Annotated in this window: 28 protein-coding genes; 9 read left to right on the top strand and 19 right to left on the bottom strand. The window is 35.1% G+C overall.

Annotation, left to right across the window (positions count from 1 at the left end; all coding sequences use genetic code 11):
- Positions 1 to 27: 27 nt before the first annotated feature.
- From BM211_RS14960 to BM211_RS14935, 6 genes are all read right to left on the bottom strand, one after another.
- Positions 28 to 1,005, bottom strand: coding sequence for a FecCD family ABC transporter permease (locus BM211_RS14960; protein ID WP_035432783.1), 978 nt, complete (start codon positions 1,003 to 1,005; stop codon positions 28 to 30).
- A complete protein-coding gene (locus BM211_RS14955) occupies positions 1,002 to 2,033 on the bottom strand; it encodes a FecCD family ABC transporter permease (RefSeq protein ID WP_035432785.1) in 1,032 nt (343 codons plus the stop codon). Before BM211_RS14955 ends, BM211_RS14960 begins: the two co-directional genes overlap by 4 nt.
- A gap of 13 nt (positions 2,034 to 2,046) precedes the next feature.
- A complete protein-coding gene (locus BM211_RS14950; RefSeq protein ID WP_051957296.1) occupies positions 2,047 to 3,009 on the bottom strand; it encodes an ABC transporter substrate-binding protein in 963 nt (320 codons plus the stop codon).
- Positions 3,010 to 3,150: 141 nt separating this feature from the next.
- Positions 3,151 to 4,248, bottom strand: a complete 1,098-nt coding sequence (locus BM211_RS14945) for an alanine/ornithine racemase family PLP-dependent enzyme (protein ID WP_035432786.1) — start codon at positions 4,246 to 4,248, stop codon at positions 3,151 to 3,153.
- 14 nt (positions 4,249 to 4,262) lie between these two features.
- Positions 4,263 to 6,071: an IucA/IucC family protein gene (locus tag BM211_RS14940; RefSeq protein ID WP_256217119.1), complete on the bottom strand. Its 1,809-nt coding sequence runs from the start codon at positions 6,069 to 6,071 to the stop codon at positions 4,263 to 4,265.
- Positions 6,052 to 7,245 (bottom strand): MFS transporter, encoded by a 1,194-nt coding sequence (locus BM211_RS14935; protein ID WP_256217118.1) that lies wholly within the window; start codon positions 7,243 to 7,245, stop codon positions 6,052 to 6,054. Before BM211_RS14935 ends, BM211_RS14940 begins: the two co-directional genes overlap by 20 nt.
- A gap of 130 nt (positions 7,246 to 7,375) precedes the next feature.
- On the opposite strand from BM211_RS14935, the gene BM211_RS14930 reads away from it, so the two are divergent.
- The gene (locus BM211_RS14930) at positions 7,376 to 9,355 is read left to right on the top strand and encodes an IucA/IucC family protein (protein WP_090998345.1); all 1,980 of its coding nucleotides are present in this window, start codon (positions 7,376 to 7,378) and stop codon (positions 9,353 to 9,355) included.
- 176 nt (positions 9,356 to 9,531) lie between these two features.
- On the opposite strand, the gene BM211_RS14925 is transcribed toward BM211_RS14930, so the two are convergent.
- Together BM211_RS14925 and BM211_RS14920 are read right to left on the bottom strand one after the other, a co-directional pair.
- Complete coding sequence (locus BM211_RS14925) at positions 9,532 to 10,119, bottom strand: GNAT family N-acetyltransferase (protein WP_090998343.1); 588 nt, start codon at positions 10,117 to 10,119, stop codon at positions 9,532 to 9,534.
- Between the two features lie 481 nt (positions 10,120 to 10,600).
- On the bottom strand, positions 10,601 to 10,771 hold the full coding sequence (locus tag BM211_RS14920; RefSeq protein ID WP_035432788.1) for a Fur-regulated basic protein FbpA: 171 nt from the start codon (positions 10,769 to 10,771) through the stop codon (positions 10,601 to 10,603).
- 758 nt (positions 10,772 to 11,529) lie between these two features.
- Between BM211_RS14920 and BM211_RS14915 the strand changes: the two genes are divergently transcribed.
- Positions 11,530 to 12,162: a hypothetical protein gene (locus BM211_RS14915; protein WP_090998340.1), complete on the top strand. Its 633-nt coding sequence runs from the start codon at positions 11,530 to 11,532 to the stop codon at positions 12,160 to 12,162.
- Positions 12,163 to 12,342: 180 nt separating this feature from the next.
- Here BM211_RS14915 and BM211_RS14910 read toward each other — a convergent pair whose 3' ends face one another.
- Complete coding sequence (locus BM211_RS14910; RefSeq protein WP_090998337.1) at positions 12,343 to 13,143, bottom strand: hypothetical protein; 801 nt, start codon at positions 13,141 to 13,143, stop codon at positions 12,343 to 12,345.
- A 150-nt stretch (positions 13,144 to 13,293) separates the two neighbouring features.
- Here BM211_RS14910 and BM211_RS14905 point away from each other — a divergent pair, with 150 nt between their 5' ends.
- From BM211_RS14905 to BM211_RS14895, 3 genes are read left to right on the top strand one after another with little or no spacing between them, the layout of a single operon-like run.
- Positions 13,294 to 13,704 (top strand): MarR family winged helix-turn-helix transcriptional regulator, encoded by a 411-nt coding sequence (locus tag BM211_RS14905; RefSeq protein ID WP_090998333.1) that lies wholly within the window; start codon positions 13,294 to 13,296, stop codon positions 13,702 to 13,704.
- Positions 13,688 to 14,017, top strand: coding sequence for a DUF3147 family protein (locus BM211_RS14900; RefSeq protein ID WP_035432795.1), 330 nt, complete (start codon positions 13,688 to 13,690; stop codon positions 14,015 to 14,017). The genes BM211_RS14905 and BM211_RS14900 overlap by 17 nt, the downstream gene beginning before the upstream one ends.
- Before the next feature lie 12 nt (positions 14,018 to 14,029).
- Complete coding sequence (locus BM211_RS14895; protein ID WP_051957297.1) at positions 14,030 to 14,923, top strand: alpha/beta fold hydrolase; 894 nt, start codon at positions 14,030 to 14,032, stop codon at positions 14,921 to 14,923.
- A 43-nt stretch (positions 14,924 to 14,966) separates the two neighbouring features.
- Here BM211_RS14895 and BM211_RS14890 read toward each other — a convergent pair whose 3' ends face one another.
- The 4 genes from BM211_RS14890 to BM211_RS14875 all read right to left on the bottom strand — a co-directional run bounded on the left by BM211_RS14890 (position 14,967) and on the right by BM211_RS14875 (position 17,736).
- Positions 14,967 to 15,356 (bottom strand): hypothetical protein, encoded by a 390-nt coding sequence (locus BM211_RS14890; RefSeq protein ID WP_035432842.1) that lies wholly within the window; start codon positions 15,354 to 15,356, stop codon positions 14,967 to 14,969.
- Positions 15,357 to 15,446: 90 nt separating this feature from the next.
- Positions 15,447 to 16,019, bottom strand: coding sequence for a histidine phosphatase family protein (locus BM211_RS14885; protein WP_035432797.1), 573 nt, complete (start codon positions 16,017 to 16,019; stop codon positions 15,447 to 15,449).
- A 183-nt stretch (positions 16,020 to 16,202) separates the two neighbouring features.
- Positions 16,203 to 16,364, bottom strand: a complete 162-nt coding sequence (locus BM211_RS14880; protein WP_035432844.1) for a hypothetical protein — start codon at positions 16,362 to 16,364, stop codon at positions 16,203 to 16,205.
- Positions 16,365 to 16,461: 97 nt separating this feature from the next.
- Positions 16,462 to 17,736 carry an MFS transporter gene (locus tag BM211_RS14875; RefSeq protein WP_035432799.1) on the bottom strand — a complete coding sequence of 425 codons (1,275 nt, stop codon included), beginning with the start codon at positions 17,734 to 17,736 and terminating at the stop codon, positions 16,462 to 16,464.
- A 116-nt stretch (positions 17,737 to 17,852) separates the two neighbouring features.
- On the opposite strand from BM211_RS14875, the gene BM211_RS14870 reads away from it, so the two are divergent.
- The 4 genes from BM211_RS14870 to BM211_RS14855 all read left to right on the top strand — a co-directional run bounded on the left by BM211_RS14870 (position 17,853) and on the right by BM211_RS14855 (position 20,953).
- Positions 17,853 to 19,067, top strand: a complete 1,215-nt coding sequence (locus tag BM211_RS14870; protein WP_035432801.1) for a helix-turn-helix domain-containing protein — start codon at positions 17,853 to 17,855, stop codon at positions 19,065 to 19,067.
- Between the two features lie 106 nt (positions 19,068 to 19,173).
- Complete coding sequence (locus BM211_RS14865; protein WP_035432804.1) at positions 19,174 to 19,353, top strand: H-type small acid-soluble spore protein; 180 nt, start codon at positions 19,174 to 19,176, stop codon at positions 19,351 to 19,353.
- Between the two features lie 679 nt (positions 19,354 to 20,032).
- Positions 20,033 to 20,353, top strand: a complete 321-nt coding sequence (locus BM211_RS14860; protein WP_090998330.1) for an antibiotic biosynthesis monooxygenase family protein — start codon at positions 20,033 to 20,035, stop codon at positions 20,351 to 20,353.
- Between the two features lie 3 nt (positions 20,354 to 20,356).
- The gene (locus tag BM211_RS14855; protein ID WP_090998328.1) at positions 20,357 to 20,953 is read left to right on the top strand and encodes a dienelactone hydrolase family protein; all 597 of its coding nucleotides are present in this window, start codon (positions 20,357 to 20,359) and stop codon (positions 20,951 to 20,953) included.
- 25 nt (positions 20,954 to 20,978) lie between these two features.
- On the opposite strand, the gene BM211_RS14850 is transcribed toward BM211_RS14855, so the two are convergent.
- From BM211_RS14850 to BM211_RS14825, 6 genes are all read right to left on the bottom strand, one after another.
- Positions 20,979 to 21,272: a hypothetical protein gene (locus tag BM211_RS14850; RefSeq protein WP_090998325.1), complete on the bottom strand. Its 294-nt coding sequence runs from the start codon at positions 21,270 to 21,272 to the stop codon at positions 20,979 to 20,981.
- 27 nt (positions 21,273 to 21,299) lie between these two features.
- On the bottom strand, positions 21,300 to 21,512 hold the full coding sequence (locus tag BM211_RS14845; protein ID WP_090998322.1) for a DUF3951 domain-containing protein: 213 nt from the start codon (positions 21,510 to 21,512) through the stop codon (positions 21,300 to 21,302).
- A gap of 100 nt (positions 21,513 to 21,612) precedes the next feature.
- A complete protein-coding gene (locus tag BM211_RS14840; protein WP_090998319.1) occupies positions 21,613 to 21,930 on the bottom strand; it encodes an AzlD domain-containing protein in 318 nt (105 codons plus the stop codon).
- The gene (locus BM211_RS14835) at positions 21,921 to 22,640 is read right to left on the bottom strand and encodes an AzlC family ABC transporter permease (protein WP_090998317.1); all 720 of its coding nucleotides are present in this window, start codon (positions 22,638 to 22,640) and stop codon (positions 21,921 to 21,923) included. Before BM211_RS14835 ends, BM211_RS14840 begins: the two co-directional genes overlap by 10 nt.
- A 377-nt stretch (positions 22,641 to 23,017) precedes the next feature.
- Positions 23,018 to 23,704 carry a class I SAM-dependent methyltransferase gene (locus tag BM211_RS14830; RefSeq protein ID WP_090998314.1) on the bottom strand — a complete coding sequence of 229 codons (687 nt, stop codon included), beginning with the start codon at positions 23,702 to 23,704 and terminating at the stop codon, positions 23,018 to 23,020.
- A 289-nt stretch (positions 23,705 to 23,993) separates the two neighbouring features.
- Positions 23,994 to 24,337, bottom strand: a 344-nt coding sequence (locus tag BM211_RS14825; protein ID WP_141771649.1) for an IS3 family transposase, incomplete at its 5' end; no start/stop codon positions are given.

Below are 24,337 nucleotides of genomic sequence, written 5' to 3'. Positions count from 1 at the left end.
GTTCACTCCTTATTTTTTTATAGGAGACTATGTTCCTTTTCTAATGACGAGTAAATATATAAAATATGGTGCGCCAATGAGTGCTGTAATAATACCAGCTGGTATTTCAATTGGCGGGATAATAATCCTTCCTACCATATCTGCCCCCGTAACGAGTAATGCACCGAGTAATGCTGAAATTGGTAAGAACAATCTACTATCCGATCCAACAAGTAGACGCGCCGCATGTGGGATAACAAGCCCCACAAAACTAATTGTCCCCGCTACTGCTACTGAACTTGCAGCTAAAGCAACAGCTACGCCGATCAGCACAAGACGAACAACATTGATACGCATACCTAACCCCTTTACTGTTTCTTCATTTAATAATAAAAGGTTAATTTGCTTATAACTTATAAATGTAATAGCCGCTCCAATTATTGTCCATGGCCATAGCATATCAACATGTTCCCAAGATCTTGCATATAAACTTCCCTTTAGCCATACAAGAGCTTGTGAGGAATCAACCGCAAATTTCACAATAATAAATGTAATAAGAGCCTGTAAACCCGTAGAAATAGCAACTCCGCAAAGTGCAAGACGTTCCGGTTCTACTCCTCCCTTTTGATACGATAATACATACACTAGCAAACTCGCAATCATTGCCCCGGCAAATGCAGCAATAGGGAGCATAATTGCTGGTACACTTGGAAACATAAGGAGCATAATAACAGCTGCTAATCCTCCACCAGCAGAAACTCCAATAATATCAGGTGCTGCAAGCGGATTTCGTGTTACACTTTGTAAAATCGATCCAGATAAGGCCATGTTAACTCCAACTAAAATCGCTATAATAAGCCGCGGCAAACGATATTTTAGTACAACACCTTCTCCTCTCATCAGTCCTTCTATAATCTCAGCAAGTGGTGTTGGTACAGCCCCAAGCCGCAAACTTAGCAAAGAAAGCGCAATTAGCAATATAAATCCTACTATTATAACAATTGTAAACCGGCCGAACTTCTTCATTTCACAGCACCTCGCTTCCTTCTCATTAAATAAATGAAGAATGGTGTACCTAATAGTGCTGTTATAACACCAACAGGCGTCTCTGCTGGATAAGACACCCACTGCGCTGCAAAATCTGCGATGACAAGAAGATTAGCGCCGAGCAATGCTGAAAATGGTAAAATAATTCGATAATCTTGACCAATTAGTTTTCTTGCAATATGCGGAACTATGAGTCCGATAAAACCAATCGGTCCAGCTACCGCAACTGCACTACCGACAAGAAGAACAACGAAAAACGCAAATACTCTCCGAATCAAAAGTACATTTACACCAAGTCCACGCGCTGTCTCTTCACCAAGTGATAAAATATTTAATTGATTTGCTAGAAAAAAAACAAAAACCATAACAGGAACTGCCGATACTACCATCATTTTTATATCTTGCCAATTTGCCCCTGATAACTTTCCAGCCATCCAATATAAAATTTCTGTTAATTGTGTTTCGTATAACAAAATCGCTCCTGTCGTTAATGATCCAAGAAATAGACTCACTGCAATGCCAGCAAGTACAAGACGTGAAGGCGTATATTCACCACGAAATGCTAATGAATAAATCACACTCCCACCTGCAGCAGCCCCGAGAAATGCTGCTAGTAAAATAACGAAACTCGTATCCTTCTCTCCAAAAATTAAAAGGGCAATGACAACAAAACAAGAAGCTCCTTGATTGATTCCCATATTTTCTGGATCAGATAACGGATTTCGCGTAATCCCTTGTAAGAGACATCCGGCAACAGCTAATGCCGCGCCAAGTAAAGCGCCTAGCACGACACGTGGTACACGTACTTGCCAAACTGTATAGTAAATTAAATTTTTCGTATCCGTTGCAAATACTTCTGTTATGTTATGAAATGATAATCCTTTTACACGAAATAATGCAGAGAGAGCTCCAACCATTATTAATAGTAGAAAAAAGAAAATAAATTGCAAAGTAGAAGAAGCATACGGGTGTAACGCCCGTCTGCTTCTAGTTTGTGAATGATACAAAGTCTCCAACTCCTTATTTAGAAGACTGACCTGTTAATGCTGGAAGTGCCTCATCTAAAATTTTATTTGCTGCAATTGGACCGCGTCCACGTGCCCAAAGATTACGGTCAACATCAATTACATGCTTTTCTTTCACTGCTTTTAAGTTATTGTATAGCGGATTATTTTTAAACTTCTCTACGTTTTCTCCATATAAGAAGATATAGTCTGGATTGATTTCATTTAGACGTTCCATCGTAATTTTAGCAATTTCTGCTTTACCTTCTGTTTTTTCTTTTTTACCTTCATATGCGTACTTCACGCCAACATCTGTCATTAACGAACCAATAAATGAATCTTTAATCCATACAGAAAATTCATCATCAAAAGCACCAATTACAAGTACCGTTGGATTTCCTGTTACTTTCTCTTTTGCTTTTGAAATTTTATCTTGTAATTCTGTACGAATCTTTTTCGCTTGTTCTTCTTTTCCAACTGCTTTAGCAATCGTATCCATATTTTTCATTACTTCTTCATAGCTGTTATCATCGAATGCAATTGTTGGAGCAATATCTTTTAATTCTTTTTGAATCATATTGTGACGATCTTTACTAGCAATAATTAACTCTGGTTTCACAGATGAAATAACTTCTAAGTTCGGTGCTTTTCGCTCCCCAACATCTTTAACTTTTGATGCTTTATCTTGTAAATATTCTGGAATTTTCGTTTTTCCTACTCCAGCATTTGCAACTGGTGTAACACCTAAATCTACTAATGTATCAATAAATGAAAAGTCAAGAGTTACTATATTTTTTGGTGTTTCTTTTAACTCCGTTTCTCCCCACTCATGTTTAATTTTTACTGATCCTGCTTGATTTTTTGCTTCTGCTTTATCTTCTTTTTTAACTGTTTCTTTTGCTCCTCCACTGCATCCAGCAAGCGCCCCCACCGCTAATGACATAGCTACAAGTAAAGTACTCATTTTTTTCCTATTCATTATGTAATCCCCCATACCAGCAATATTGATAATCATTTTCATTTAATATGATAGCATAATTTTAGAAATTGTCTATCATTTTCTCCTAAAAAAATGTTTTTTGAAATGATTTATAGATAATACTCTGATGTGATCTTTATTTTATAAAACAAGCGCTTTTTGCAGCACTTCATCATACACATATTGTTTTCGTACAAGTGAAGAAACCATACCGCTTTGCAATGCACTATACGCCGGAACAAATGTCATTTTGTCCCCTATGCTGCGCGGTGTACTATCCGTTATATCAACAATTAAATGATCACTGCTTCCACCAAGAATTTCGATATTCTTATCAAAAGCTCGTAAACCGTTAATATCAAGATCCTGTTTTCCTATCGCAACAATTGCCCGTAGTCGCTCTCCTTTATCTTCAAAACACGGAACTTGGCCAAACGCATCTCTTCCAATGACTCCCCTTGGCATCGATGGCTTCCTTTTTATTTCGATGATTTCTGCTTCAATTGAAAATACATCTTGATACATAAAGGGAATATTTTTTCCATAAGCTGTTTCTTTTCCTAGAAAAATAGCTTCTCCAATCCGTAGAGAATTCACCCGTCCAATATGTCGTTTTTGCATAATTAGTGGTAACGAACTTGAATTACCTCCTGAGATAAACCGAAGTTGTGCGCCTATTTTCTTTTCTACTAAATTTGTTAATTGCGTTAGTTCTTGCAAAGAACTCTCAGTTGGAATCACACCACTAAAGCAAGTAAAGTTTGCTCCAATACCATCGAGTGCAATTCCAGGTATATTCGATACTCTTTGCGCTGCTTCTATCACTTGATGCGGCATCATTCCTTCGCGAAGATCACCTAAATCAACCATTAAAATGACACGATGTACTTTTCCATATGTTCTCGCTGCTCTTCCTAACGCTTCTATAATACTTAGTTCAGAATTCAAACTAATATCCGCACAAAGCACCGTTTCTTCTACTTCTGACAAAGCTGGCGTACGAATTAATAAGAGCTCCGCTTCTTTTCCGACAATAGAACGAATGTGATGAAGATGCTGCAATCTAGAATCAGCAAATCTTATATACTTTGCCTCTTGAAGCGTTTCAATTACCTCTTTCGCAGCGCCGATCCCTTTTGTCACTGGAAAACACATTAAATTTGAGCGCTCACATAATTGCTTCATCATCATCGCATTATGCTTTAATTTGGAAAGGTTTACTTTCATAATAGGCATCATGTTTCTTCCTCCTACTACATACAAAGTGGATTATGAAACTTTGTATACAAATAAGATTTCGCTTGATCTTGTATTCGCATTGAAAACAATGCTTTTGTTTCAATTTGCGCTGCGAAGATAGCTGCTTTTTGCTCTTCTGTTGCATCTTCCATATACTCCTTTACAATCGCAGCAATAATTCTCCATAATTCTTTTTCCTGTATGTCGTCTATCGCACGAGCTAACGTAAATAACACATCTCCAAAGTGGTTTTGTAATACGGAATGAATAAACTTGTTATAAACTTCATTTCTATCATCCGTAAATACAACTGCTTCTTTCAAATTCGTAATATCTACTACTCTCACCAATGTCTTCTTATGAATTCGCACGCCTCCTAAATCACGTACAAAAATACGCTGAATTTCTCCTTTCTTTGTAACAATAATAGAGTTCTGCATATGCCCTTCTAATGCAATTCCATATTGTAAAACAAGCTGTAGTAAAGGAATCATAACTTTCTCTGTATAATGAGCAACGTAATGAAATACCTCTTTTTTGCTAATCGTTTCTGTTCCAAAATATGTGCGCATAATATCTACAATCACTGGTTCATCTTCTTTTAACGGATTACTTGCGGTTAAACTAGCTCCAACCCATAGTAATTCTCCTTCTTGCTTATATACATGTGGACTTTCTCGTAAAACAAATGCGAGATTCCTTCCTAGATGAACATCATTATTTTTCGTAAAAGTGGCTCCAACTCGTTCACGAACAACTACTACTGATTGTGATAACTCTTTCTCATTTGCGTAAATCGTATCAAACAGTGAAGAAAGAATCGGTCCGTTTACCGTTATTTCTGGTGACACCGTTCTAACTGCACTCGTAGCTTGTGCGCGTACTGGAAGCTTTACATGGTACGGCAATTCTAGTAGATTCATCGTTCGAAATGAAAGCGTCGCCCGGGACGAAAGTTGATATGGAATCGGAATGATACGCCCTTCCTCTAAATCAGTCTCATACTCCTTTGTTAACACATGTTCATATTGCCACGGATGAACAAGAAATGGATAATAATCCTCCATTTGTTTTCTTTGATTTACTAGTGTTTCATATGCTGTTTCATATAAGTCTGGCATAACTTCATATAATAATGCTTTTTCAAAACGATCTCCTGTAACTGCTGCTACATCCTTATGAACAAGTAATACATGTAATGGAACAATTTGTTCAAATTCAGGCGCAAAGCGCTTTACTTCTTCTTTCGATAAACCTAGTTTCGTCTTTGTTGAAGGGTGCAGTGGATGTCCTTCAATCACTAATGACTCTGTATATGATAATTCATCAAATGACGTACATTTTTTTAATTCTTCAAAGAACTGGTATAAATTATTCGGTTTGTATTTCGCAAAAAACATCATGTTTGTTTCGAGTTGTTGGTTTACCCATTCTTGTTTTTGTTCCCATGCCTCATATGCTAGTGCTAAGTTCTCAACGCTATTCAATAATTCTTTCTGCAGAGCATCTGAAACATGAAGCTGAAAGAATGGTGCTACCTCCTCAAAAAATGCTTGTAATGAATCAATCCATCTCACATGCCCTCTTACTTTAAAGCGAATTGGGAAAGCAAATTCGTATCGTTCAAACGCCCCTTCTTGTTGCACTTCTAGTAATAATTCTGCCTCATTCATACAATCTATAATTTCAATACCATGCTCATGCTTTAGCACAGCACAACCTTCTAATACATTTTTCTCACGAATTAACGCATTACAAAAACGATTTAAAATACGATATTCTGCTTGTACTTGATTTAATTGTTTACTTTGAATGGACAACATTCTTCACCTTCCTGTTTTGTTTTTTCACTTTTATATATTGAAATGCATATGGAATCATACATAAAATCCCCATCATTACAAATGTTTCAGAAATACCTACATATTCAATTGCATAACTTACTACGATTGAACCGAGCGGAATCATTCCTCGGTCCATTAATACAACACTAAGCATGAGACCTCGTTCTTCTTCACGAACATTGTTTTGAAAATAGACACGATTACTAGAACGTAACAACTGTCCAAGAAGACCGATAGAGAATAGTAGTATAAAAAACATAAATATATTACTAATAATAAGAAGCGCTATACTAATAGAAAACAAAAGTAAACTCATGTAATAAATCTTAACTTCTGAAATATACTCTAATATTCTCGGAAGAATAATCGTTGCTATAATCGCACCAATTGCTGCCGCAGACATCGCAATGCCAAACACTTCCGCTTTTCCAGTAAATTGATGAGAAACAAGGACAGGCAATACAGTCGTATACGAAAAGCCAAAAGCCATTGTAATCATTGATGTAATAAAAATATTTTTCCCCATATGATCATGAGAAAAATATTGAACAATTTGTTCCCAGCTTGCTTTTTTCTTTTCTTTTCGTTTTTTCATCGTCCGATCTTTCATTGGTAATACGAGAATGAAAGCAATAAGTGAACAAATTGCCTGCATCACAAATGTCAGCTCAATATGTCCTCCTGCAATTAAAAATCCAGCTACAGCAGGCCCTGTTGAACGGCAAACATTCATTACAAATGAATTCATAGATATTAATTTACTAATTTGATTGTTCGTATCAATGTCCGAAAGTAGTGTATTCCGATTTGGTGTTTCTAATGCACTTATTACTCCTCTCACAAATGAAAAAAGAAGAAAAATAAAAAAAGAAGGAGTAATAAGCACAACATAAATAGCAAGTAGAGTTGTAACCACTAGCCCCCAGAATGAATAAGACTTCATTAACTTTATACGTGGATACAGATCACAAAGCTTCCCTGCATATACACTAAACAATGCAATAGGAATCAGCCTTACAAAGTTAATCCACCCTAAATATGTAGCACTCTGATACAGGTCATAGACGTACCAATTGATCGCAGTCATTCCAAGCCAATTCCCCATAAATAAGAAAAATGAACTACTAAAAAATAGTTTACGAATAAAAACCACCCCGAAATTTTTTGTTGCATTTTCACATGCACTCTTTATAATTGATATTGATTATCATTATCCATGTAAAATACTATAAAATATTCTTTTTTATCTGTAAAGATAGAAAAACTTGAGAAAGGTGGTTTCTATGCAACTCAATACAATTCAAACATTAGAATTAGAGGAACAAAACTTGCTTTCTTTTTTACAACAACATCACGCACCACTACATGAAACCTATCAACAAATGATTCAAAAAGGACGGGCTGGTATACTGGAACGATTACTCTCATCCTTCATACGTGAAAATATATGTAATATGACAGAGACTGGGATTTTACTTCGCAAACATAAAGGAATGTTTGCTTCATTTTCAGAACAGCGTTGCCCAGATTATTTACTAGATTATATAAATACTCACACTCATCAATTTGACGAGTTTTCAATGATACAAGGGCTATATTTCAAGAAGCAAAACGCATACCTGCTTATACCGATTCAACACATATATGCTTTTGAACGACCAGTTATCAGTGGACCATATATTCTCGTATCACCATCAAATGAAAAAGAAATTACGCATCCGAATGAAGTATTGACTTTGCTCATGCAAGAAGATTGGCAAGGATCTCCTACTTATTTTCATATGTTTGAAGACGATGTTACAAATAGCGCTGCTAATTTAGCACTTGCTTATACATTTCATGAACAAATTGAAAATACTTCAACGCTACAAGCTGCTACTCAGGCACGAGATTCCTATGCCTTTTTCGAACAGCTCGTTATAGAAGGACACCCTTGTCACCCTGGTGCCAAAATGAGGAAGGGCTTAAGCCCAGAAGAAACATTAGCTTATTCAGCGGAGTTTAAAAATGCCATTCCACTCTGCTTTGTCGCTGTACACCAAAATTACATAAGCTCAGCTTTTATGGAAGAACAAAATTGGAATGCAGTATTATTCTCTTTTGAACCTGCACTTCAAGTAGAAGCCGAACTGAAGCTTGGTGATAAACTAGAAGACTATATCCTATTACCAATTCACCCTTGGCAAGCTACTCATACGTTACGTGAAATTTATAGCACTGAACTTGAAAAACAAATGATTATTTTATTGGATTATAAAGCAAAATATTTGGCGGGGATGTCATTTCGGACAATCTTTCCTGCAAAGTATGATACGATTAGACCCCATTATAAACTAACAACAAATATTCATTTAACCGGGGAAGTACGAACATTATCAGAACAAACAATTCATAACGGACCAATTATGAGCACCATTTTAAAACAAATTGTTACGCAAGATAAAATGATTGATGGAAATCGTTTTGTTCCCATTATGGAGCGAGCTGGCGCTCATTTTCTTCATCCAAATGACGTAGACGAAGAATATCAAACATTACGGAGTGAAAACCTCGCTTGCGTCATTCGTGATAATATTCATGCTTATGTGAATCAAGATGAATGGGCTATCGTCGGATCTGCTCTTGTCGCTTCTGTGCACGGTACAAATAAACCAGTCATAATAGAACTAATTGAATTATATAAAGAGAACTATGACCTATCATTACAAGATGCGGTTGTTCAATTCATAGAGAAATATGTAACAAATGCCCTTACCGGTTTTATCCCACTAATGGTAAAATACGGAATCGGTTTAGAGGGTCACCTGCAAAACACAGTTCCTGTCTTTAAAAAAGATGGGACACCGGATCGACTACTCGTACGTGACTGGGAAGGTATTCGGGTTCATCGCAACCGTTTACAAAATGCAGGATTTGATTTGAACATGTTTCATCATAAATCAAGAATTTTAGTAGATGATGAGAAAAGTATGCGGAATAAAGTGTTCTACTCTGTCATGCAAAATCACTTTGGGGAATTATTTTTGCATATCAGTCAGTTCTATGAATTTGATGAACAACTGCTATGGAATATAGTAAAACGAATTTTACACAATATTTTTGTAGATTTACAAGAAGATCCTAACTACAAAGAGTGTGCAATATCTGACTATGCTATCTTTTTTGCAAATCAAGTAGATTATAAAGCTTTAACTCTTATGCGGATGATGGGAGAAGCTCATGCTTATTATTATGTAAAAGTTAAAAACCCATTAAGTGATTGAAATAGAAACAAATTCTTTTGACTTCTGTATAAACGAACAAAAAGAAAGAGCGTGTTTTGAAAAAAATTAATCAAAACACGCTCTTAACATATTCTAATACATTACTCTTTTATAAAAACATTCATTTTTTTGTTCAACTGAAACACTCGTTAATTGAACAAGATTTTGTCATTCTATTAATCAACATTGTACTGATGCCTTAACGAAGAACCATTACTATAAAATGATGACTCTTCGTTATTTTTTTCAGTGAACGGATTTCGGCCAAATCTCCAAAAGTATAATTCATCTGTTTCTTTATACATTTCCGCTCCTAATTTTTCTAATACCTTGTGCGATGGAATGTTATCTTTATCAGTATCAGCAATAACGTACATAACACCCGTCTGATTTAACAACCAGTTTTTCATATTATTAACGGTTTCCGTCATATAGCCATTTCCTTGATATTCAGGAAGAGTATAATAACCAATTACTACTTCACCATTTTCATTTGGAAGACCTTTTAACATGATTCCTCCAACATTACAGTTTTTATCTTTCGACACAATTAACCAATTGGTATACCATATATAATTCTCCTTATCGATTAACAGCTTTGAAAGCCTTGTTTCCATAGCTTGTTTAAGTTCTAGGCTAAGAAATCTATTTGATTCACTTAAAGATAACCTTAGTTCCATTTTCTTTGGATTATCAATAAGTAATTTCAAATTTTCTGCACTCAAAGGAATTAGTCTTAATCTTTCAGTGTTTAATTCAATCATTTTTACACTCCTATCCTAATTTGTACGCCATTTTAAATAGGCAAAAACAAATTTTAAAATAGGTATATGTTATTGGCAGCTACCCCCATTATATGTAATCCAAAATAAAGGAAGCATCACACTTTGCAATCCATTATTACGGGTGGCTTAAGTTTATCATTCCAGAAATATCCTGTAAACTCTTTCCACAATTCATCCCCTTCGTATCATATTCATTACATCTCATTTGCAAATCGTGATAATTTCGATTTACTGTCAAAATTCTTTTTTGTATCATTTACGATATAACAAGAAATGTATGAAAACTGGGATATATTCCATGACCCTATCCCTCCATTTACGACTGCTTATAAAAAAACTCCCCTTTCTCCTCATGACGCTGAGAAAGGGGAGCTCATAAATAAAGCTTTCTTTATCTCTTACCAATAGCCAATCGTATCTATCATCTTGAATTCTTCTTTAAAGGAGAATACGGAGTACACTAAGCTTGCACTCCTTCATATTTTAAAATATCCTGATATTCTTTTTCCAATTCATCTAATGTTAATTCATACAACTGTTTATTTAGTACTTTGTATACACCTACATCAAGCAACTTCTCAATCAATTGTTTCTTCCGTTTCTCTACTGCATAACGAAGCCCATAATTCATTCTTTTTCCAAACTCCTTTCGACCATTCACCAATCATAACCTTTATCAGTTATAAAATAGGTTTTTAGGAAGTGTAATTATCACCTAAATGATTTACTACATGAACGTTTTGTGGCCACATTATACATATATATGCCCCAAAAAAAGATCTCATGACAATTTTTAAGATTTTTTTGAGCGTCCTACTTCTTATGTTTAGACTATTGTCTAATCACTTCATTAACCAAATCATTTGCTAGAAAGTTTCCTTCTTAATAGAGCTCTGCAACTATATTTTTATAACCATGATCATTACAATTTTGACTTAATTTATATATATCCACTTTGATTTTTTAACATCTAAGTTGCCGTTATGTAAAACAAAAAGTGATACGCTACTTGTTTGCTCCCTTTGTTTTCACATTGCCTGTGGCAGAAAAGGGCCTTGACCGCTCCAAGCACGGCCAGACGCTTTCGCCCATCTAAAAAAAGTGGTTTTTATGTTGGTTTTTCAAGTTGTATTTATATATTTATGTAACAGAAAATGAGGGTGTAGATCTAATCTTAATGACCCGACCAAATTTCGCAGTCGTCTCTACCACATTCCTATATAGTTTGATATAAACAATATGGAGAAGCAAATAATTTTTCTTCTTCTCCTTACTTTAGATAGCACCTTAGAAATCTAATAAGATATAATATTTACAAGAGATTGTATTTGTTGGAAAAAGAATTAGTTTACTTTAAACGGGGATGTAACTACAGAAGGGATGAAACCGATGGAAATTACAATGATTCAAAAACCATTAAAATGGGATTTAACCTACAACTTTCCGTATATGAAGAATACATACACTGCAAAAGCAAATCGCGTTATTCTTCCTGTAAGAAGAAAAATTACTCTCTACAGAGAAAAAGAGATCGTTGCAAGCGGAATAGAAACCAACTTCATATATGTATTATTGAAATTTGTTCCATTTATTAAGAGTTTTATCCCTTCCAAATTTAGGATACAACTTTGTAATGCGAATGTCGGTCAGCTTATTGATAAATTTGATATCGTACAGGATTCTTGGGAAGCAATTGTGCACCAAGAGTACTATAAAATCTACCAACATACACATGGATTTGAAGGAAATTATTACTCTATCTTCAAGAATGATGAACAAGTTGGCTCAGTACATAAAAGCTCCTATACAGAGTGGGAAGCACACACATACAAAGGAAAGTTTGATGATGACACAGATGAAATTCTAAATATGCTGTTCATGGTTTATATTGATGTATTATGGAATACAGTAGATTTTAATAATGAGATTTACTCTAACACAAGAGAAGCACAATGGGGATTAGATCGTACTTTTGGTAAGAAAATGGACAAAGAATGGAGTCCCAAAAAAGAAGCAAACTAAAGCGGAACTTCCATCAGTAGGTTTTTTTCATCCCCCGCTGATGGAAAGCCCACCCAATCGGACATATGTCAGCAATTATTCCAGCTACCTTCCTCGTTTCCCTCTAAATCTTGCGATGGGGGTTACTGCCCACAAGTAGCAGGATAAAAGGCAGCCACCACGAAAGCTCCCTTTTACATATTACTTATCTCTGCGTTCATCACCCTCACAAGTACAATCTAAATTCTCTATATCAACAGACCAACTTATAATTGTGGCACTTCCTGCTTCTTTCCAAGAATCTACCTCTTCCAGCACACGTTTAATATTAAGAGTGCCTTCCGCATAAAGCGATTGATAAAATAAACGGTCGTCTTCAAATATCTGTTCTCTACATTCAACGATTTTATCTGTTGCTATCACAATATGATTTGTTCCTCTCTGTAATTCACGAACTCCAGATGTAAAACAAGGCGTTGCTGCTGCAAAAATGTTTGGTCTACCAATTCGCTCATAAAACTGTTGTTCATTTAAACGGCCCTGTTTGCATTGTTGTGACTCTTGTTGAAATAAATAAATGAAGCACTCTCCTACTGACAACCAATACACAAACTGGTCTTTTCGAAAACAAATGAGACAATCTGTTTGTTCTGGCATCTTCTCACTTTTTTTAATAAATGTTTCATCTGTAAATAACGATAATAAATACATGTGTGTATGATGAAAAACTAAATGATTTGGATATGAAAACAGTTGTAGTAATTTCTCTTTTCTTTCACAAATTATATCTATAATAAACTTTGCCCTTTCAATAGTATGCTCGGCATCAAAAATCATCACAAATTCCCATGAACCATGTGGATCATACCAAGCAAGCACAGCATCTTCATTTGTATTCCCGTCATATAATCCGATAGAAAGAGGACCTAACTTTTCAATATGAATTTCATTTAAATACGCTTTTTCATCACCAAGCCATTTAAAGGTATGTGCAGCCTTCATCCCCATCCCTCGTTTCATTGTGATTTTAAGATAAGCTTATATTATCTACTAAAAAAAAGATACTTTTTCAATGAAAAATTTTGCAAATAAAACCATATATATCTTTACAAACAATTATATCGTATAATACGATATAAAAAAGGAGTTGGAATTATGCAAATAAATAAACATTGGGAAACAATTTATTTTTATCTCCGTCATGAGTATGAAGAAAATTTAACTCACCAAGCCATTCGTATTTTACAAATGATTTCTCGCCAAGAAGCCCAAACCATTAGTGCAATCGCAGCAAAACTGCAACTCTCACATAACACTGCTTCTGAACATATTAAACGATTAATTCAAAAAGAGTTTGTCATAAAGGAGCGTAGTCAACAGGATGAACGAGTTGTAATTGTAAAGCTAACAGAAAAAGGACAACAAGCATTAGCTACACACACATTGCTCGATGAGGCAAAACTAAAACAAATAGAAAAGAAATTATCTGAAGAAGAAAAAGAACTGATTCAATCTGCATTCGAATTATTAGCAAAGGAGGCTTACGATGTCTTTTATCATTAAAGTGATCGTCTCTGCACTTATTATTGGGGGCGTTACGGAAGTTGCCAAACATTATAGTACACTTGGCGGCTTCATTGCCGCACTTCCGTTAATTAGTTTGCTCAGTTTATTTTGGATTTCTGTTGAAGGTGGTTCACGAGAAAAATTAAGTGATTTTGCACTTGGCGTGTTATATGGATTCCCTGCATCAGCCTTACTTTTATTCATTGTTTATTTAGGGTTTCGCAACTCATTTTCACTTAGCACTTCTATTTTATTCGGTATAGGAGTATGGGGAATATTATTAGCGTGTCAGAGATATTTTCAAACTTAAGGAGGCGTTTTTTTGATTACGCATGTAGATGTTTTCGAAAAAAAAGTTGAAGTGCTGATAACAGGACAAGGTAAACAAACTGTTTTGATTCAAACCGGGATGTTTTGCTCCTTTTATAATTGGATAAAAATTGCAAATGAACTTTCCCCATACTACAAAGTTGTTTTGTTTCATCGACCTGGCTACGGGACTAGCGAATTAAATGGGAAAGAGCGGACAACTGGGCAAAACGCGGATGAATTACGAGAATTGTTACATGTTTTACACATCCAAGAACCGATTATTTTAGTTGGGCATTCTTATGGCGGTTTATGTGCACAACATTTTACGATGCTTTATCCTAAACTAGTTACTACGCTTGTTCTCGTAGATTCAACATCTATGAATCTGCACCGCTTAGATGAACTCGACTTACCTACATTAGATGAGACAGATTCAGATGAAAAATGGATTGAAAAATGCTTATACTATGCCGATTTAAATACCGCCCAATTACAACAAGAAGTATTCCCAAAACTAACAACTGCACAAACGACATTACCTGTTGAAATCCAAAAACTATTGCTATCTTTTTCAATCTCTTCAGCCCTTTATAAAGCCGTTTCCTCAGAAATCATACATTGGAAAGATTGTGCTCAAAAGATGAAGAGTATGCAACTATTCCCTAACATACCATTAATAATTATTGGAAGAGATGCCCATCATTCTATCCAACTAGCAGTACAAGATGGTATTCCTTATGAAGAAGCCGTATCCTTAGAAACTGTATGGCAAGAACTGATTCATGAACAAACTACACTTTCAAAACAAAGCCACCTTTTTGTTGCTGCTAAATCGGGACACTCTATTGAGGTAGATCGACCTGATATTATAATTGAAGAAATAAAAAATTTACATAAATTGTAAAAAAGAAGAGGAAAGCAGTATCCTTCCTACTTTCCTCTTCCTATTATTCAAAGTCTTCTTCTAGCTCTTCAACATCATAAAACAAGTTCCCAGTACTTACATGAATAGGACCGTTTGCGACATCAACACGTAATACCCATGCCCATGGCACAGATAATCTTCCATGCAATGCCCGCCAGAAAGCCATTGACTTTCTTTCATAGTCTTCGAATTCTTCAAGCATTTCTTTGTAGGAGGCACCGTCTAATTGAATATTCGCTTCCATTAAACGTGAAAAGGCATAATGCTTTAGTTCCAGTTCTGCAGCAACTTCCATTTCTTCAGGTGTTGCCATACCAATAATCGTTCCGTCAGGTGGTAAAATCTCATACACGTTGTAAACTTCTACAGTTTCTCCTGGCATGGATGAAAATCGATTGTTTTTCTCGAACATATGAACAGCCTCCTTTTTTAAAAAAACTTTTGTATTCCAGCCATTTATTTCTATAACTGCTCTATCATCTCCTGCTTTTTTCGTCAATCTTCATACATTCTTTACAAAGCCTTCTTTCCAAATTTGTTCTACTTGAACAAGTTGATTTTCTGTAAATGTCAGTTTATATATATCAGGCATCTGTAGTTCCTTCCAAAATGAAAAATCGTATTTGGAATCGAAATAATTCATGATAAGGACCATAATATTTCCATGTGTTCCTATTACAATATTTTTCCCTTTATGTTTCTCTAGAATTTTCATTATACAAGAAACTCCGCGCTCCTGAGCGATAACATTCGACTCCCCACCTTCTAAATGAAACGTAGGGTCTTCCCATACTTTTGTAATAGCTTGTTCAAAATCTTGAACAGGCTGCAAACTTAATAAACGCTCTCTTACATCTTCCTCTAATTCCATTGATAATTGAAAATGCTCGGCAACCCCTTCTACCGTCTGAATAGCCCTTTTATATGGACTAGCAATTACAACATCTATAGACTCATCTTTCAATACTTCTGTTACTCTCTCTGCAGCTTGCCAACCTTTCTCAGATAATGGTCTTTCCCTCTCATCTGGTGTATATGTAGAATGCGCATGCCGTACAAAATAAATAGTAGTCATTCCCTTGTCCCCTTTTACTTTATTTATCACTTTTTATCTGTATTTATCCAAGTTTAATAATAATGTGATATCATACTTTACTTAGAAAAAAAGCATGATGTTTTATTCGAACACCATGCTTTTTCTGTTTACATAATAAAATTATAAGATTAAAAACTTTACGAATAATAGATTTTGTAAATTTTACTTCCCGTGGTGTAACATGAAATCACTTACTTCTTCTTCAATATGGTCTAACTTGGCAATTCCTTCTTTCCACTTATGAATATAGCGTGTTACGCCTATAATGAAAGAAACAAAAAGAGAAGAAAGAATAACTCCATATACAGCACTAACCGTACTCATTACGACACTTCCTTGTAATTGGATTATGATACTAGTATACTCCTTTTTTTCTCCAAATGTAGGAAGTTCATATTTTTGTAACAATGACTGTTCATTTTTATGACATAGATACTCCCTCTTGATGCCCAATATCCTTCCATTGCTTCGTTCCAAAGAAAACAACAACAAACAGTCCAAACGCAGATATGAAAATAACAGTGGATGCTGGTATATAGTCTAAAAGTACACCATACAAAATTGTTCCAAGAGGCATAATTGCGGTTGCAATCGTTTCAATTAATCCGGATACACGTCCTAAATATTCAGGTACCGTCGTTTTTTGAACGTACACTTGCATTGGAACATTAATTGTGATGAGATTCACCCCAAATAGAATCATAAGGGTAATATAATATATGAAAATCATTGTTTTAGATAATGAAAGAAACATTGGTAATGCAATACAAAACAATAAAGCTGTTAGTATGAAAAGGTTCCTGCGAATCGTCTGAAACTTATTTGTTGCCTCCGCTCGAACGGATAAAATAATAGAGGCCATTAACATCCCAACCGCAAACATTCCTTCAATTATGCCAAATTGCTGAGAAGAAAGTGATAATTTTTGAACAATAATATACGGAAGTGAGACCGTAATTGCACAAAAAAAGAAATTGATCCAAAGTAACAGTTTCAGCATCGAAAAAAGATCACTTTGCTTTTTCACATATATAAAACCTTCTTTTATGCTCGTTAAAAAATGATCCTTATCTTCTTTTTTGTTTGCTTTATACAAATCAAAGACCATAAATACTTCTACCATCGCCGCCAAAGCAAATGTAATACCATTTAGTAAGAAAAAGAATTTTATAGAAAATAAGCCGTATACTAGACCACCAATAACCGGTCCTAAAATCGTTGCAAGCGATGTAGCTGTTTGGTTTAATGAATTTGCTTTTTGAATACGTGTTGTATCAACTAGAGATGGAATTGAAGATGTTAAAGCAATAGAGAAAAAGCTTGCGCATATTGATAACAGTGCTGCGGATACATAGATGAAGATTAATGAAAGTCCAAATGAAGTGGAAAGCAAAAACATGGTGAACATAATAAGAGCGCTTAATAAATCTGCTCCAACAGCGAGCTTCTTCCGGTTAATTCGGTCTGCTGCTGCTCCGGCAATTGGTCCGCTAATCAAACGCGGAACGGAACCACAAACAAGTGTAATTGCGAATCCCATGCCAGATCCTGTCGTTTTTAAAACGTACAGTCCCATTGCAAACGTATAAATATTTGCCCCAAGTATTGATGATAATTTTCCGATCATCATCAATACAATATTTCGCGTCGCCATTTTCAATCGTGTATTATCTTGATTTTCTAATACACCTTCCATACAATCACTCTCCCCTCAAAAGTTAAATTATGTTAAACTTATTATATAATCAATTCTCAGAATTTGACAACAAAAGTTTAATTATATTTAACTTTTTTATAAAAAGGAGAAGTTCCATGGCTACTCTCGGAGAAAAAATACGGACATTACGAAAAGAAAAGAAACTTACCCAATCTGAACTTGCTGGGACAGAACTAACAAAAAGTATGCTCAGTCAAATTGAAAATGGGAAAGCGACTCCTTCTATGAAGACTCTTCATTATCTCGCTGACAAACTCGGCTGCGATGCAAGCTTTTTATTAGAAGAAGAAGCTAGTGAACTTGCTGCTCTTGTACAAAAGATGGAACAATATATACAAGATATGCGTTTCAAAGAGGTATACGAAATCCTTCATCCTATTGTGCATGATGAATTGCCGTCTACATTAAATGCTGCACGTTTGTATAAACAATATGCACGAGTAGTAACTTATACAGGAAACTACGATGTACATACATATATCGAAAAAGCAATCATCATTTTTGAAAAATATGCTTTATATCGAGAAAGTACAGAAACAAAGCTTATCGCCTACCATTCATTGTTTCGGCACAAAAAATTTAATGAATGCTTTCAATTAATTCATTCTTTGCGTGATGAATATAAAGAAAAACTTTTAGAGATGGACTTAATCATGCAAATTAACCTTTTTTTGTATGAAGCTTTTATATTATTAGCACTTGGAAATTATGAGGAATGTAAAGATATCCTTTTACAAACACTTGATTTTTCTAAAAAAAATCAAGTGTACTATAAAATGGATGATTTTTATCGTATTTTATCTTTTCAAGCTATATTAGTTAAAGATACAGAAGGATATTTACACAATTTAGAGAAATCAAAGCAATTTGCCATCTTTACAGAAAATACGGTGTCATTAACCACCCTTCATCTCTTGGAAGCTTATTTTCATAATACGATCACGAAACAATATGAAGCCGCGCTTTCTCATATTGAAACATATGGAAAAGAGCTTATCACAAAATTAGAACCCGAAAAAAACGGTTTTTATTTTCTGGAAAAAGGAAAAGCATTATATGGTCTAGGGCGTTATCATGAAGCATTACATGAGTTAGAGCAAGTGACAATCCCTACTTATACGCACCATCCAATAGACCAAGCATTATTGACTACAGCAGGCTCATTTCGTGCACTATGCTATATGCACCTAGAAAATAAAAAACAAGCACTGTATGAAGCAAAACAAGCACACAATGCTATGCAAGATTACCATGCTCCGGTGTTCAATTCTTTCACTGAAGAAACATTACAAATGATTCAAAAACTTTAAACTCTCTACCAATTGGTATATTATTCCTTGTATTTAGAAAAAATAATAGTACAAGAAAACTTCCATCTTGATGATTTACCAATCGGATACAGAGAGGAGTTTGACAATGAACACTCAAAGAGCAAAAGAAATTTCAGAGTCAATGGAACAAACAAGTGTAACATTTCAAGGAATGTCTGTTATGATTCAACATGTCGATGAAACAAATGAAACTGCACGCGTATACGAAGCAACGAATCCAAATCGTGAACTTACTGTTCCAATAAACAGCTTAGAGGAAATATGAGAGCTCCCACTTCATTTTATTTTGAAGTGGGGGATTTTTTATTTTCAACACTTGTAGGTAATTATTCCATTAAGGAACTTTCTTATTTCCGATGTAACTATAAAAAAACCGCTCTTTTTAAGGGGGACAAGAGCATCTGACCGTGTTAGATGCGGTCAGGGTCTATTTCTGCCACATGCGATGTTTAAAACAAAGAGAGAAAAACAGTAGCGTTCATGTTGTGTTCTGCATAGCAGCGACTTATATGTCAAGAAAGGAAAATGGATATATATTTCTCTCTTGCTTCATTTTACATTCATTACGGTAAATGAAATTAATATTTAATTCAAATAAAAATAACGAACTATTCAGATTTTCGTGATAAACTAAAAAGAAAAATTTGTAACTACTCAGCCATACATTTCATTTAGAAGTTTGGTAAGGGGGATGATTCCAGTAAAAAATACACTTACCTATATTATTTTCATTTTTCAGCATGTAAATTGCTGCTATGAAGATACAAATGGCAATGTTCCCTGCTGCATCTCTTTGTTTTCAAACATTGCGCGTGACAGAAAAAGGCCCTGATCGCTCCTATACATCGCCAGTCCCTCCCAGACCATTTAAAAAAATGCTTTTCTTCCTTTTTTTCATAGAGCGACTGAATAGTTACAAAAATTTAAAGTAAAGGGGAAATACAATGAACAAAGCTCCATACTATGCTGTCATTTTCACTTCGCAACTATCATCTGAAACTGACGATTATGAAATCGTCGCAGATGAAATGGTAAAGCTAGCCGCTGAGCAACCCGGATTTATCGATGTTGAAAGTGTCCGTAATGAAACTGGATTTGGTATTACTATTTCATACTGGGAATCGCTTGAAGCAATCAAACAGTGGAAAGAACACGCTGCCCACACCATTGCCAGAAAAAGAGGTAGAGAACAATGGTATGAACAATTTCATACAAGAATTTGTCTCGTTGAAAGAGAATATCGTATTACAAAGGGAGAATTTTAATCTATGAAACAGAAAACTGCTCTTCTTCTTCTACATGAAATATACGGAGTCAATCAACATATGGAGCATGTTATTCGTACATTTTCCTCTTCTACTATTGACGTTATTTGTCCAAATTTATTATACCGCTCTCTTCCTTTTCATTACGATGAGGAATCAGAAGCATATTTATATTTTATTAAAAACGTTGGATTTCAACAGGGGAAACAACAAATTGAAGATATGCTCACTGAACTACGAAATAACTATACGTATGTAGGAATTCTCGGATTTAGCGTTGGCGCAACAATAGCTTGGTTATGTAGCGAAGATTCTAGAATTGATTTTGTTATTGGATGTTATGGTTCACGTATTCGTGATTACACAAATATTGTACCGAAATGCCGGACGCTTTTATTATTCCCAGCAAACGAAACTAGTTTTTCAGTTTCTACTTTAATTGAAAGTTTACAAAGTAAGGGGCATTCACGTCTCCATATAAAGCAACTTAATGGAGAACATGGATTTCTTGATCCATTTTCTAAAGCTTACAACGAAGAAGCTGCGAATCAAGGGTATGAGATGATCCGTTCGTTTCTTAAAAACATAACAGAGATGTAGGACCTACTCCTCTGTTATGTTTATTTTAACCCCACGTTTTTTGAAGTTCATATACCTTCCATTTATAGTTCATAAATGTGTAGTATTCTTGGATTACAACATATTCCTTCGTATCCGTTTTAACAACATAAGTATGATCACCTTTATATATAACGTTCTTTACGTTTTTACTTTCAAATTCATCTTTTAATTCTTTTTCTTGCAAAATCCCTTCTGCATGAACACGATTTAAAACATTGTAGGGTGAAAAAATAGAGATTCCAAGCAGAATCAAAATTGTTACAACACTAGTAATACTAATTATTTTAAACTTTTTCATTTTTGCCCTTTCAACATAAAATATTTTTTATCTATCATTATCTTTCCCTTCATCCCTACGTTCTTCCCTATCTTCCTGCTCTTTATGAAATTCCACACGTGATTGTGCGCTAATGGAATCAAATGGTGTGTAGTAAATTTGAGGTGTCACTTTTTGAACAAGCATTTTATATACGGTCAATCCTATAACAAAACAGAGAAATAGCATAAACATAACAACTCCGCTTGCTAAAATAAACATGGCATCCTCCCCTAGTAATCGTTATACTACAAAGTTCGATATAATATAAAATACTCCTCTTTCTAAAAACTGAAACTTCTATCAAAGAGAATTTTCTACATTAAACCGAAAAAAAGAAACGTAACAAAAACACCACAATGACTCCTGTTAATACAGCCCCAAGCAAACTCCGTGTGAAAATCGCAACAAGAAACGTCGGAATAGCTGCAACTAAATAATCTACTTTCACCGTGTCATGCATAAATAACGTTTGTGCTAACAATGCTGCTAATATTGCAATTGGAATATGATTAAGCCACTTCAATCCCCATTCTGGAATTTCTACTTTACTTAACACAAGCAGTGGTACGACTCTCGGAAGAAATGTGACAATTGCACATCCGAGCACAACAAGTAACAAATCCCATCTTACTTCCATTTTTCAATCACCACCCCAATTGTCGCTGCTGCAAGTGTAGCAATAATAACAGCTACGCTATTTGATACAAAGAAATGGGCACCGTATGCAATGATCATAGATGCAATGGCAACGCAAAGATGGGCAAATATCTTCGGTCGATTGCTTACAAGTTGTAAAACAAATAAGCCAATAAACATTGCGGGAATCGCATAATCCATCCCGTATGCGTGCGGATCTGGTATCCAGTCTCCTAAAATACCGCCAATGACATTTGCAATTACCCAATTCAGATAACCTGTCAAATTTAAACCGAGCATCCATTTTTCACTTATATATTGCTTTCCTGTTACATGCTGGGCTGCAACACCAAATGTTTCATCAGTAAGCTGCGAACCAATCACTATGTTTTTCCAAACTGATACTTTTTTTAAATAGGGAGCTAATGCTGCACTCATTAAAAAATGCCTTAAATTCACGAAGAAAACTGTAAAAATAATAGTAGTAGCTGGTGCACCTGCTACAAACATTCCAGCCATAATAAACTGTGCCGAACCTGCATAAATGAGTAAAGAAATCATTGCAATTTCTGTTAATGAAAATCCTGCTGTTTTTTCAATAACACCTGATGCAACCCCGATACTTAAATAACCAAGAACTGTCGGCAAACAGTCTTTCACGCCTTGTATAAACGTGTCATCTTGCACCTGCAAAACTGTTGCTCGCTCCACTTCAACTCCCCCTTCAAATTTTCATCATTCCACTTCCCGGCACCTATCTAGATTTAATAATCCTTAACACTGACTTTAGTCGTTATAATTATACCTACTAATATAAAAAAAGAATCTAACATAGTCAAGAACATTCTGAATATTAAATAAATAGACGACTTTTATAATTGTCTTAATCCATTTTAATCATTCAATATATAGGTCGCTGCTATGCAGAATACACCATGTAATTCGCACTTGCTTTCTCCTTTTGTTTTAAACCTTGCATGTGGTAGGAAAAAGCACTTACCGTTTCTATGCGCGACCAGATGCTCTCGTCCCTGCTAAAAAGAAAGAGGTTTTTAGCTTATATATAAAGATTGTCCCATTTTCATACACTAATAGCCCTTCTTAATTTGCAGCATCGTATTCCCATTCTTTTGAAACTCATATGGGACCTGAACCTCTGCTACTTCGCATCCTCTGTTTCGTAAATTTTTTATGAGTTCGTCTAAAAATTCATATCGTTCACCCTTTAAGTCAATACACGGGAAAATTCTAATTTCTTCTTTCGCAACGCGGAGCAATTCTGTAATCGTATTAACATGAAAGTCATAATCGAAGCGATCGCCATACATGAATAAAAAGTGTGCTGATAAAACCATATCAAATTCTTCATCTTGAAAAGGCAGCTTTGGTAACGTAGCATACACATACTTCTCTGGATTATATTTTATGTCCGCTCCGCAAACTTGAAGTGCTTCTAAACGGTGCTTCTGTAAATCTTCTACACTAGAAAAATAATTCCATATGTAATTATCTTTTGCTTTTTCCATATGTTCCATCGTATGTATTACATCTTGTAATCCTTTTTCATATAATGCTTCTCCATCAAATTGATAGACAACATCACAAGCTGTTACATCTCCGCCCCTTGCATTTGCGACTGCAGTAAATGAACAAGCACCAGCTGGGCAATCTAGTATTTTCTTATTTTGTATGTCCTCATCACATAATTGGAACATATCACAATATTCTTCAAACGTACGACCAATAAATACAACTCTTTCAATATCTAATTTCATTTTTTTCACTCCCCCTTCCTTATTTTAACATAAAAAAACTCAATACTATTACATTCACTTCCAATTGAACTACCCCCACCTAAAACCCGTCTAACTTTATGGGGGCAATTCATGTGCGCTTGAGGTGGGGGTCTTCTCGCCAAATATGATAAACCCTAATGGTCTTATATCATATTTCCATTTATGAGTGCATTCTGTTAATATGTATCCTATTTTTCTTATTAAAAAGCCTAATATCTCAATTTATTGTAGATGGTCTTATCCCTGTCAAGTAGACAATATAAAAAAACTATGCAGCTAGCGCGTGTCTAAACTCAATCGGCGCACGCTGATTGAGTTTAGATTGAAATCGTTGATAATTATAATAGTAAATATAGTCTTCAACGGCTTGTCTTAATTCACTTTCCGATTTACACTGGTATAGATACAACTTCTCTGTCTTGAGGTGCGAAAAGAAGGATTCTACACAGGCGTTATCTAGGCAGTTTCCTTTGCGAGAGTGGCTGCCTTTTATGCCATATGCTTCTAATCGCTTGTTGTATGCATAAGACGTATACTGATAGCCTTGATCCGAATGGAGAACGGCTTCAGCTACGTCTTTTTTATTTGTCCATTGTGAGACCGTGTCTAATA

The organism is Bacillus sp. 491mf, from assembly GCF_900112415.1.
Taxonomy (GTDB): Bacteria; Bacillota; Bacilli; order Bacillales; family Bacillaceae_G; genus Bacillus_A.
The sequence above is the reverse complement of the archived record's forward strand: the minus strand, read 5'-3'. Positions and strand labels throughout refer to the sequence as shown.

Bases quoted from the DNA above. Each gene is read 5' to 3' on its own strand.
- BM211_RS14840 (WP_090998319.1), bottom strand. From the start codon at position 21,930: ATGGAAGTAAGATGGGATTTGTTACTTGTTGTGCTCGGATGTGCAATT.
- BM211_RS14930 (WP_090998345.1), top strand. From the start codon at position 7,376: ATGCAACTCAATACAATTCAAACATTAGAATTAGAGGAACAAAACTTG.
- BM211_RS14960 (WP_035432783.1), bottom strand. From the start codon at position 1,005: ATGAAGAAGTTCGGCCGGTTTACAATTGTTATAATAGTAGGATTTATA.
- BM211_RS14850 (WP_090998325.1), bottom strand. From the start codon at position 21,272: ATGAAAAAGTTTAAAATAATTAGTATTACTAGTGTTGTAACAATTTTG.
- BM211_RS14880 (WP_035432844.1), bottom strand. From the start codon at position 16,364: ATGAGTACGGTTAGTGCTGTATATGGAGTTATTCTTTCTTCTCTTTTT.
- BM211_RS14940 (WP_256217119.1), bottom strand. From the start codon at position 6,071: ATGTTGTCCATTCAAAGTAAACAATTAAATCAAGTACAAGCAGAATAT.
- BM211_RS14910 (WP_090998337.1), bottom strand. From the start codon at position 13,143: ATGAAGGCTGCACATACCTTTAAATGGCTTGGTGATGAAAAAGCGTAT.
- BM211_RS14845 (WP_090998322.1), bottom strand. From the start codon at position 21,512: ATGTTTATTTTAGCAAGCGGAGTTGTTATGTTTATGCTATTTCTCTGT.
- BM211_RS14865 (WP_035432804.1), top strand. From the start codon at position 19,174: ATGAACACTCAAAGAGCAAAAGAAATTTCAGAGTCAATGGAACAAACA.
- BM211_RS14950 (WP_051957296.1), bottom strand. From the start codon at position 3,009: ATGAATAGGAAAAAAATGAGTACTTTACTTGTAGCTATGTCATTAGCG.
- BM211_RS14885 (WP_035432797.1), bottom strand. From the start codon at position 16,019: ATGACTACTATTTATTTTGTACGGCATGCGCATTCTACATATACACCA.
- BM211_RS14890 (WP_035432842.1), bottom strand. From the start codon at position 15,356: ATGTTCGAGAAAAACAATCGATTTTCATCCATGCCAGGAGAAACTGTA.
- BM211_RS14915 (WP_090998340.1), top strand. From the start codon at position 11,530: ATGGAAATTACAATGATTCAAAAACCATTAAAATGGGATTTAACCTAC.
- BM211_RS14945 (WP_035432786.1), bottom strand. From the start codon at position 4,248: ATGATGCCTATTATGAAAGTAAACCTTTCCAAATTAAAGCATAATGCG.
- BM211_RS14830 (WP_090998314.1), bottom strand. From the start codon at position 23,704: ATGAAATTAGATATTGAAAGAGTTGTATTTATTGGTCGTACGTTTGAA.
- BM211_RS14925 (WP_090998343.1), bottom strand. From the start codon at position 10,119: ATGATTGAATTAAACACTGAAAGATTAAGACTAATTCCTTTGAGTGCA.
- BM211_RS14900 (WP_035432795.1), top strand. From the start codon at position 13,688: ATGTCTTTTATCATTAAAGTGATCGTCTCTGCACTTATTATTGGGGGC.
- BM211_RS14875 (WP_035432799.1), bottom strand. From the start codon at position 17,736: ATGGAAGGTGTATTAGAAAATCAAGATAATACACGATTGAAAATGGCG.
- BM211_RS14860 (WP_090998330.1), top strand. From the start codon at position 20,033: ATGAACAAAGCTCCATACTATGCTGTCATTTTCACTTCGCAACTATCA.
- BM211_RS14920 (WP_035432788.1), bottom strand. From the start codon at position 10,771: ATGAATTATGGGCTTCGTTATGCAGTAGAGAAACGGAAGAAACAATTG.
- BM211_RS14870 (WP_035432801.1), top strand. From the start codon at position 17,853: ATGGCTACTCTCGGAGAAAAAATACGGACATTACGAAAAGAAAAGAAA.
- BM211_RS14855 (WP_090998328.1), top strand. From the start codon at position 20,357: ATGAAACAGAAAACTGCTCTTCTTCTTCTACATGAAATATACGGAGTC.